The following is a 7,306-nucleotide window of genomic DNA, read 5'->3' on the forward strand; positions in this document are numbered from 1 at the left end:
TGGTTGGTGGGTAGTGGGGTGGGTTCGCGGTGGCGGACGGCGCATTGGCTGAACACGCCGCGGGGGTCGAACAGGTCGGGCATGTGATGGTCGGCGTGGTCGAGCAGCCAGGTCGACAAACCCAGTGGGCCGCCGCGACGCAGGTATTCGTAGGTGTGCCACAGCAGGGCCAGGCGTTCGCGGGCTTCGCGATGGCACCACCATTGCGGGCACCACACCTTCTCGTTGGTGTCGGTGACCTGGCGGCGGTAGAGGTCGATGAGGAAGGTGTGCACGAATTCGGTGACCGACCCGAACGCGTCCCCGGGCGCAGGTGTGGTGGCGGCCGACAGTTCGGCGGGCAGCAGCTCTAGGTCGACGGGCAGCGGGGCGAGGAGGTCTTTGTGGCCATTGCGGATCGAGCAGTACTTGAACGGGCCGTTCGGGTCGAGCAGTCTCCGCATGTGAGGGCCGACGTGGTCGAGCCACCAGGCCGACATGCCCACGGCCCCTCGAGTGCGCAGGTGTTCGCGGGCCTTCCACAAGGCGGTGAGCCGCAGTACTGCTTCAGGGTGTTCGCGCCATCGTGGGCACCACACGGCCTGGTTGTAGTTGTCCTCGACTCTGCGTGTGCAGGCCTGTGCGAAGAAGTCGGCGAACGCGTCGAGTGAGGCGAATTCTGGGGCACGTTTGGGTGCCGGTCGGCGCGTCGGCCGCGCACGTAATGTCCGGGTGGTTGGGCGTGCGGTGCGCCCCACCCGCGCTCGCGCCCTCTGTGTCCGGGTCACCAGCGTCCACGCTCGTCCCGGCCGTATTCGCGGCCGGTGTCTCGTTCGGGTCTGCGGCGCTCAGGTTCGTCGCCGCGCTGTTGACCTGTGGCGCGGGCGTGTTCGGCGGCTCGTTGCGCGGCGGCCTCGCGGGCGCGCCGGAGCCGCTGCTGTTCGAGCCGTTCCTCAGTGGCTTCCTTGCTGAACATGTCCATGTCTTCGTGGGCGCTTTCTGGTGTGCCCGCCGCGGGGGTGGGTCGATGCTGGTGCCTGGTACAGGGTGCTCAGTGGTGGCGGTGGAGGGCGTATGAAGGTGGCCTGGCGCGCAGCACTGTCGGGAAGTGGTCTGTAATGGGGGGCGAGGTAGTCGGGCATCAGCGGTGATGTCTCCGCTACCGGTCGCGGTCAAGGACGTGGGGATCGCGTGTGTCGCGCTCACGGCGTCGGCGTTCGAGTTCGCGATCTTCGCGTTCGTAGATTCGGCCCAATTCGACCATTTTGTCGAGTTGATCGGCGAGGATCTGCAGCGTCATCTGCGTGGGGTATATCTCGCCACCTTTCCGTACGAAACAATCGTTGGGCCAGTGCTCGGCCATGTCGTTCTCCCTTGCGGTGTGGCTTTGCGGGCAAGCGTGCGTGAGGTCGAGCAGTCAGCTGGGTGCGGGTGAATCGAGTTCAGCGCCCAATCTACGTTTCCAGAATTCTAACATTCAAGGATGTTCTAGGAGTGGCCTCGTGGATCTCGCGGGTGGGCACGGCCCGCGTCGATGTCGGTGCGGATCTCGGTCATCATCTGGAGCGATGTCGTCGATGGTGCCTGCCGGCGTGGTCGCGGGCGGCGGCGGGCAGCGCCGATACTCAGGGGGCATGGGGTGTTCCTTGGCGATCGTGAGGGTAGGAGCTATTGGACCGCAACAGGTTTCGGTCCCGCGCATCGTCGCTGTGTCATGCGGTCTCGAGGCACCACGGGCACGTGTAGCCCACCCGTGCGTGCTCGCGGATGGGTTGGGGAATCGCCATCGTGGCGTCACGCCCGCAGTCCGGACCCACCAGCTCCGCCGGCTCTCCGCCTAGGGCCGAGATCCCACACCGGCGGTGTGGAACCCGGGTCGGCGGCGCGGATGCGATGCTAAGTTTCGACCTAGCAGAGACCTCGTCTCTGCATGAATGGAAAGTGGGGACTCCGAAGGTGAGGGCCTCTATCCCTATGACACCTGCTGGAGTTTGTTTTCGTTCATGCTGTCCCCTCGTTGGCGCGGGGGGACAGCGACGAAACCTCGTTCGGCGCTGGCGAACTCGATGACCTTTGCCGGGGGGCCGGTTCCCGATGCGGTTGCTCTGCGATCGAACTCGATCGGCTTGTTCTGGCAACATCTAGACTCGGTTCACGACCAGGAAGCAGAATCCGTGAGCAGTTCGCCGAGCGAGAATTCACCGACTATGGCAGAGAGCACCGTCGATTACGCAGCCCCGGTCGCGGCAACTTTCGCCGGAATCGAGGCCGCTATCGGTCGGTTCCGGAAGGGGTTGTCCGTTGTCGGCTTTGTCTGCTGCCGCGACCAGCAGCGCGACATGATGCACAAGGTGTTCGAAGCTGAACGCCAGTTCGGCGTCCTGTGCCGCCTGCTGGTCGACCTCGAGCAGGCGATCACCGCCACCCTGGGTGCCGAGGCCCCGCCCGCTGACCCCGACGTCATGGCAGTGCCGCAGCCTCGCGGCGACGACCTCATCTTCCGGAGCGATCCGACCGGTCAATCCATCTTCGCCGTCCGTGTTCCCGACGATCTGGAACCGGAATCAGCAGCCAACGCCGAACCTTTCGGCCCGTACCAGCGCCAATTCCTTGAGCGCTGGCTGCCCCTGTGTTCGCCCGCGGCCGCCGACGAGCTAGCTATCGCGCTGTTCCGCATGCACAGCGCGCTCACGAACGCTCCGCGTCCCGATGAACGCCACCGGTGGTGGATGCATGCCGCCACCATGCAATTGCCAACACTTGCCCAAGACTTCGTCGCTGGTGGGCATCTGGTCGCTCACCAGGTCCATCAGTACGCACACGAGCACTACGACCTTCCTGTGCTCGCTGACGACAAGCATGATCGTGTGATTGCGTTCCTCCGCGACTACCGCGTGCCTGGCCCTCTGCCCACCGATTGACCTCCTGTAGGTGGCTGCCAGTAAGCCGCGTTCTGGCCTTCCTCACGGGGCGAAGGCGGTTGTGGTCGGGCATGTCGGTTCGATCTTGGGTGCGCTGTGCGCTGATGTGTAGGAGGGCTCGTCGCGCGGGCGACCAGACTGAAGTCTCTCACCATTAGTGATTGCTGTCCTGGGCAAGGCGGCCGCGCCTAGGCCGTTGCATTGGTGGGTGGGTCTTGTTCGTCGCTGGTGGTGGTTGGGGTGTTGTTGTCGGTGTGCTGGATGGACTCGAGCATGGAGCGGAGTGCTTCTGTGCTGGGGGTTCTGGGTGCGTACTCCTCCCATTTTGCATAGCCGATTGCCCAGTCAATGCCGTTGCCGTTGAGGTCGAAGTAGACCGGGGTGAGGCCATCGGTTGTGTTGGGGAGTTAATTGTCGTCGGGCGGCCTGCTCATGGGGGTGTCTTCCTTCGGTGACGATTGCTGTAATCATGTCAATCGCTCGGTGGCTTCGTCTTCGGGTCGCGGGATTTGTGCGGCGGAGACTGTTTCGTCTGACAGCGGGTGGTGTTGCCGCCGGCCGTTGCAGGAATGTTCGGCTGTGGCGGGGGTTTGGGTTCTCCTCGTGGGGGGTGTTGTTGGGTCAGCGATCCGGCGGGGGCGGTGAGGATCAGGGCGGGGTCGTTGCTGTGGCGGGCCAGCCAGTCGGGGTCGCGCAGGCGGGGACCGGTCATGTAGTCCACGCGCCGCCCGATCCGGACCGGCCATGCCGATGTGGGGTCGTCGGTGGTGAATTCCCAGCCCTGGGCGGTGAAGCTCGCGTGCACGCTCATCCGCGAATCATCTGGCGCGACGACGTAGCCTGTCCATCCACCGGCGGGTGCGATGAACTCGGCATCCTGTCCGCCGCGGACTTTCACCAGATCATCGGCCAGACCGTAGAAGACCAGGTCTGTGGTGGTCGCTGGGTGTTCGGCGGCGGGCTCGCCCGGCCGGATCTCGAGTGCACCGCCGCCGCTGGTCGTCCATTCCAGCAAGGTTGCGTCCTGATAGTCGCCGGTGTCGGCGCAATGCGACAGGTGCGGGTCGTGCCCGGCGCGGCGGGCACACGGGCACAGCTGGGGGCCACCGGGCTCGGGCTGGAGGATCGCGGGCACGAAGATCGTTGCCGCACACACTCCGTGGTGATGCCCGTCGGGGTAGAGGTAGAACCAGCTGGCGCCGGTCACCGCCGAACCGCCGCCCAACTCCATGCGGAATCCGGGATCGCCCGACACCTCACGCAGCGGCACCAGTGCACGAGCGGCGGAGGCGGCTCTGGCTGCGGCGGCGACCAGCTGCACCGCGGTGTGGGCGTTGATTGTGAGGTCGTCGCGGTCGAATGCGAGCGAGGATGCCAGCACGCCGCCACTGCCTGCCAAAGGCATGTCCGGGAACTTCTGCCCGTAGTGCTCGGCGGGGTCGTCTATGGCGCGCGCGTAGCGATGCAGCTCGATGGCGTACAGCGTCGCGGTGTCGGGATCGTCGTCGGCGGGCAAGGCGGTCTCACGCGCGGCCCAGGCTGCGGCGTGCAGCAGGCCGGCGCGGGCTTCGGGCTCGGCGGCTGCCCAGATCGGCTCCAGTTCGGCGGCAGCGGAAACGGTGTCGGCGGCTGCGCGCCAGGCCGCGCCCGCAGCGCGCCACAGATCGGCGATCTCGCTGATGCGGGCCAGCGCGGCGCGGGCGCGGTCCTCGGTGCGGCTGTCCATAGCGAATATCTTTCCCTTGAGGGGTCATTGGGTTTATTCGGTATGACGCACGTTGCGCTGCGTCAGTTCGATGCTGGTGGTCCTCAGAAGCTGTCTTCGAACTTTGAGCATCGCAAGTCACAGAGGACGAAACCGTGAAGCGGGGGCAAAGCAAACTGCCGTCAGCGAATAAGTAGCTGATGTCGATCGCATCGGGTTCAGGTGTAGCAGACGGCGCGGGGCGCCGGTTCGCGTTTGTCGCCGCCGAGGTCACCCTGCGGGATCTGATGCCGCAGGACGCGGATAGCGAATCCAGCGAACTCCCTGCGGACCTTCCAGCGCAAGCGATGTACGGGTTGCTGGATCGGCTCGACATCGACGCCGACCTGATGAGGATCGAGCAGGAGCAGTGGGACCAGGCCGGTGAGGTAGTCGCCACCGAGGATGTGGTGGGAGTGGCCGATCCTGTCACGCTGAAGGCGTTCATTACCCCGGACGGGTCGATCGATGTCGCGGCGACGCTCGCTGACCTGCACTATCAGCAGCACTGGCACCACCGTGTGCTGCCGGCGCCCGCGGGCAGCAAATGGGCTGGCGGACTGTATGTCACCTGGCCGCCAGGACCACCGCCGCAGCGGTCGCCAGAGGACGCGGCTCACGCTTTTCGCCTTCGCCGGATGATGACCCAGCACCCGGATCTCTGAAGCCCGTCCGCGGGTGGTCAGTCGTTGTGTGTGCCGTGTGGGATGAAGTCGGGGATGTCGTGGACGGCTTCGTTGACTGGGAGCCATTCACCGGGCTGGCTTTGGAGGTCGAGGCGGCTGCTGTCGGAGAGTCGGTTCAGGAAGCGGGGTGGGATCCACAGTCCGATCCCTGCCGAGGGGGTTGCGAACACCAAGACTTGAGGATTGAGGTCGGACCGACTCGGGTCGTTGAGTGTGGTGGGGTCGATGAACTTTGGTACGGCGCTGCCCTTTACCCACAGATGCCCGATCTCGTCGTAGGTCAGCTGGAGGGGGCTGTCGGCGTAGATGGTGGCTCGGAATCCGATGACGCCCCAGCTGCCGGGGTGCTGGTTCAGGTCGCTGACCCGGGGCGGGCACGGCCAGCCGGGCAGGTCGAAGACCGTGGCGTGTCGAGTGCGGTCGCTGTCGGTGTTCATCGTGAGTTCCCTGAGTTCGTGGTGTCTGGGGCTCGCGCTGTCGTGCGTCGGCCGTAGTTCAGTGTGATCGGTTGGGTTTGCAGTGCCGTCGCCGCGCTCGGCGCGAGATCTTGTTTGCTTGGTGGTTGGTCATGGTTGTTGCTCCTGTGGCATGTCGGCCTCTGGTGGCGGGGTGTGTGGCTGGGTGGTGGTGAGTTGGTGGAGGGTGGTGCGGGTTTGGTGGAGGATTCGGGTGTGGGTGGCGGGGGTGAGGAAGTGGCGGCGGTNGGGTGATGGGGCATCGTTTTCGGGGGTGTGGAGTATCGGCTGCGGAGGCGGGTTCGGGGTTTTCGCCAGGCAGTGTGCTGAGTCTGTTCTGTAAGCGCGGGCTCATTCGTGCGACGGCGCGGGGGCAGGCGAGGTCGTTGATGGGGGCGTCGGTGAAGTCGGTGGCGCTCAGGGGTCGCCGGAGCCGGGTTTCCAGGCAGCCGATGCATAGTTGCCCGCCGCCGGGGCTCAGCCCGGTTTGCTGCCAGACCGTTTTGTCGACCATGTAGTACTCGCCGAGTGAGCGGGTGTCGGTTCCGCAGTCCAGGCAGTCCTGTTTGCGTCCGTTCCGGGGAAGGTCTCGCCGGTGTCGGGCGTTCGGTCCATCGGCTGGGGTGGCGGTGTGGTCTGCCATGTGGGTTCCTGGGTTGGGATGGTGTTGTGCGGATGGGGTTTTCGGCTCTGGCGGTTTGTTCTGTCTGTGGTGTCTGCTGGGCCCCGGGTGGCCGCCCGGGCTCGCCCGTGGTGGTTTGGTCAGGGGAGTGGGGTGAGGAGGCCGGGTCGCCGGCGTTCGGGGATGAAGACGCGGGGGATGTGGCGTACGGGGTGGTTGGGGCGGACGTGTTCGGTGATTTCCCGGGTGGGGTTGGCTAGTGCGCGGAGTTCTCCGTTGCGGTGCAGCAGCACGAGGTGACCGCGTTGGTCGGTGCTCCACCAGTAGTCGACGTAGTTGGTGCCGGTGCCCGGCGCGAGGTCGAGCACGGCGGGGTCGGCGACGAAGAATCCATTGGTTGTCGGGATCGGTTGCGGTGCGGCGTTGCTGGTGGTGTCCATCGCAGATGGTGTCCTCTCGTTCACCAGGACACGTGCAGGGCGTAGTCACCGGGGGTGAGTAGGCCGCGGGTGTGCAGGTCGTTGAGAATGTCTTCGAGCGGTGGATGGAACTCCCGTTCCCAGCGTGTCTGGTCTGCCCGATCACCGTCGGCGGGCGGGGTCGCCGCCTGCCATCGGGCCAGTGATGGCCCCGTCCAATCGGATTCCTCTGCGGGGATGGTGAATTCGATGATGCTGTCTTGGGGCAGGCCGCCGCCCTGTTGCTGGAGGTTGTAGGGGCGCTGGTAGATCGTGGTGACGAGGCGGCTGAAGTCGGTTTCCCGGATCAGGTGGACGGGGCGGGGTTTGAGGCATGCCGCGATGCCGGTGCTGGTGTCGGTGGGGTGTTCGCTCATGTTGTTCCTTGCGCGAGTGGTCGGTGTCGTGGGCTAGCGGGTTTTCGGGTGGGGGTGGTGGCGG

9 protein-coding genes are annotated in these 7,306 nt (G+C 65.7%); 2 read left to right on the forward strand and 7 right to left on the reverse strand.

Translation table 11 applies throughout. From position 1 onward, the window contains the following. The 3 genes from DBO33_RS44350 to DBO33_RS42260 all read right to left on the reverse strand — a co-directional run. On the reverse strand, positions 1-767 hold a 767-nt coding region (locus DBO33_RS44350; RefSeq protein ID WP_234391494.1), incomplete at its 3' end, for a DUF4913 domain-containing protein. Beyond that, complete coding sequence (locus tag DBO33_RS43455) at positions 764-955, reverse strand: hypothetical protein (protein WP_159080862.1); 192 nt, start codon at positions 953-955, stop codon at positions 764-766. The genes DBO33_RS44350 and DBO33_RS43455, both read right to left, overlap by 4 nt. A gap of 183 nt (positions 956-1,138) precedes the next feature. Further along, the gene (locus DBO33_RS42260; protein WP_107661277.1) at positions 1,139-1,342 is read right to left on the reverse strand and encodes a hypothetical protein; all 204 of its coding nucleotides are present in this window, start codon (positions 1,340-1,342) and stop codon (positions 1,139-1,141) included. Between the two features lie 571 nt (positions 1,343-1,913). Here DBO33_RS42260 and DBO33_RS42265 point away from each other — a divergent pair. Next, positions 1,914-2,900 carry a hypothetical protein gene (locus DBO33_RS42265; RefSeq protein ID WP_159080863.1) on the forward strand — a complete coding sequence of 329 codons (987 nt, stop codon included), beginning with the start codon at positions 1,914-1,916 and terminating at the stop codon, positions 2,898-2,900. A gap of 472 nt (positions 2,901-3,372) precedes the next feature. Here the strand turns inward: DBO33_RS42265 and DBO33_RS42270 are convergent, their stop codons facing one another. After that, the gene (locus tag DBO33_RS42270; RefSeq protein WP_107661279.1) at positions 3,373-4,626 is read right to left on the reverse strand and encodes a hypothetical protein; all 1,254 of its coding nucleotides are present in this window, start codon (positions 4,624-4,626) and stop codon (positions 3,373-3,375) included. A gap of 179 nt (positions 4,627-4,805) precedes the next feature. Here DBO33_RS42270 and DBO33_RS42275 point away from each other — a divergent pair, with 179 nt between their 5' ends. Further along, positions 4,806-5,309 (forward strand): hypothetical protein, encoded by a 504-nt coding sequence (locus DBO33_RS42275; RefSeq protein WP_107661280.1) that lies wholly within the window; start codon positions 4,806-4,808, stop codon positions 5,307-5,309. Between the two features lie 17 nt (positions 5,310-5,326). On the opposite strand, the gene DBO33_RS42280 is transcribed toward DBO33_RS42275, so the two are convergent. The 3 genes from DBO33_RS42280 to DBO33_RS42290 form a co-directional block, all read right to left on the reverse strand. Continuing rightward, the gene (locus DBO33_RS42280) at positions 5,327-5,767 is read right to left on the reverse strand and encodes a hypothetical protein (protein ID WP_107661281.1); all 441 of its coding nucleotides are present in this window, start codon (positions 5,765-5,767) and stop codon (positions 5,327-5,329) included. A gap of 780 nt (positions 5,768-6,547) precedes the next feature. After that, complete coding sequence (locus tag DBO33_RS42285) at positions 6,548-6,847, reverse strand: hypothetical protein (protein ID WP_107661282.1); 300 nt, start codon at positions 6,845-6,847, stop codon at positions 6,548-6,550. A gap of 20 nt (positions 6,848-6,867) precedes the next feature. Then, a complete protein-coding gene (locus DBO33_RS42290) occupies positions 6,868-7,242 on the reverse strand; it encodes a hypothetical protein (RefSeq protein WP_107661283.1) in 375 nt (124 codons plus the stop codon). Positions 7,243-7,306: the final 64 nt, after the last annotated feature.

This window comes from Nocardia suismassiliense (assembly GCF_900269665.1).
GTDB lineage: Bacteria > Actinomycetota > Actinomycetes > Mycobacteriales > Mycobacteriaceae > Nocardia > Nocardia suismassiliense.